The 1,204-nt window shown below is 63.7% G+C and carries 1 protein-coding gene; it reads left to right on the top strand.

The window, feature by feature from the left end; genetic code table 11:
* The first annotated feature begins 39 nt into the window (after positions 1-39).
* A protein-coding gene (locus ABIA96_RS36575; RefSeq protein ID WP_354141725.1) for an IS3 family transposase occupies positions 40-1,175 on the top strand; the annotation gives its coding sequence in 2 pieces (ribosomal slippage) (positions 40-298 and positions 298-1,175; 1,137 coding nt in all).
* Positions 1,176-1,204: the final 29 nt, after the last annotated feature.

The following is a 1,204-nucleotide window of genomic DNA, read 5'->3' as shown; positions in this document are numbered from 1 at the left end:
TGACGGCGGGCAAGATTGACCCGCGAATCAGGAGAGACGATGAGCAGACGAGCACGGCGCAACCACACTGCGGCTTTCAAGGCGAAGGTGGCGCTTGCCGCCGTCAAGGGTGACCGCACGCTGGCGCAACTGGCGGAGCAGTTCGACGTTCACCCCAATCAGATCACGTCGTGGAAGGCGCAGCTCGAAGGCGGCGCTGCCGATGTGTTCGGCCCGGGCAGCGGGAGCCGGCTCGTCGAGCCCACCATCGATGTGAAGTCGCTGCACGCCAAGATCGGCGAGTTGACGCTGGAGAACGATTTTTTAGAAGGAGCGCTCACCAAGGCGGGATTGCTGAGCGCAAAGCGATGATCGACCGTGACCACGATCTGCCGATCAGCAAGCAGGCGGAAGCTCTGAACATCAGCCGCGGCAGCGTCTATTACCTGCCGCGTCCGGTGTCGCCCAAAGATCTCGCGCTGATGCAACGGCTCGATCGGCTGCATCTGGAGTTTCCTTTCGCTGGTTCGCGTATGTTGCGAGGCCTGCTGGCTGCCGAGGGGTGCAAGATCGGCCGCCGGCACGTCAAAACGCTGATGCGGCGGATGGGGATAGAGGCGCTCTACCGGCGTCCGCGCACCACCAAACCCGAGCCTGGCCACAAGATCTATCCATATCTGCTGCGCGGCATGGAGATCACGCGCCCGAACCAGGTCTGGGCGATGGACATCACCTACATTCCGATGGCGCGGGGCTTCGTCTATTTGGCCGTGGTGCTGGACTGGGCGACCCGCCGGGTTCTGTCGTGGCGGCTGTCGATTACCATGGAGGCGGCATTCTGCGTCGCGACACTGGAAGATGCCATGGCCCGTCACGGCAAGCCGGAGATCTTCAACACCGACCAGGGCTCGCAGTTCACCGGCGCGGCGTTCACGGGCGTGCTCGCCGGCAACGGCATCGCCATCAGCATGGACGGCCGGGGCGCCTGGCGGGACAACGTGTTCGTCGAGCGGCTGTGGCGCAGCGTCAAATACGAGGAGGTTTACCTGCGGGCCTACGACAGCGTCAGCGAAGCTCGCACCTCGATCGGCCGATACCTCGACTTCTACAATTGCCGCCGTCCACATTCGAGCCTTGACGGCAGTACACCGGATCAAGCCTACTTCACCCCGCTGCCGCTCCGCACGGCAGCCTAACCCCGGCAGAGCCTCCACTTATCGATGCG

The sequence above is a fragment of the Bradyrhizobium sp. LB11.1 genome (genome assembly GCF_040549385.1).
Classification (GTDB): domain Bacteria; phylum Pseudomonadota; class Alphaproteobacteria; order Rhizobiales; family Xanthobacteraceae; genus Bradyrhizobium.
The sequence above is the reverse complement of the archived record's forward strand: the minus strand, read 5'-3'. Positions and strand labels throughout refer to the sequence as shown.